Source organism: Burkholderia sp. 9777_1386 (genome assembly GCF_015712265.1).
Classification (GTDB): domain Bacteria; phylum Pseudomonadota; class Gammaproteobacteria; order Burkholderiales; family Burkholderiaceae; genus Burkholderia; species Burkholderia cenocepacia.
In genome coordinates this window covers 1-449 of the sequence record NZ_JACCQB010000144.1, presented here as the reverse complement: position 1 = coordinate 449, position 449 = coordinate 1, and the positions used below count along the sequence as shown (strand labels likewise).

General features: G+C 56.3%; 1 pseudogene. It reads left to right on the top strand.

Annotation, left to right across the window (positions count from 1 at the left end):
- Positions 1-449: pseudogene (locus H0X91_RS34750) on the top strand (formate dehydrogenase-N subunit alpha); the annotation flags it as partial.

The following is a 449-nucleotide window of genomic DNA, read 5'->3' as shown; positions in this document are numbered from 1 at the left end:
ACTGAACACTGAAACCTCTAACTTCTGGCAGAACCACGGTGAGCTGAACGAAGTTGACTCGTCGAAGATCCAGACCGAAGTGTTCCGTCTGCCATCGACCTGCTTCGCAGAAGAGAACGGTTCAATCGTTAACTCAGGTCGCTGGTTGCAGTGGCACTGGAAAGGTGCGGACGCCCCGGGGATTGCGCTGACTGATGGCGAGATCCTCTCCGGTATCTTCCTGCGCTTGCGCAAGATGTATGCCGAACAGGGTGGCGCGAACCCGGACCAGGTGCTGAACATGACCTGGAACTACGCCATTCCGCATGAGCCGAAGTCGGAAGAAGTAGCGAGGGAGAGCAACGGTAAGGCGCTGGCCGATATTACCGATCCGGCAACCGGTGCGGTTATCGTCAAGAAAGGCCAACAACTTAGCTCGTTCGCCCAATTGCGCGATGACGGTACAACCT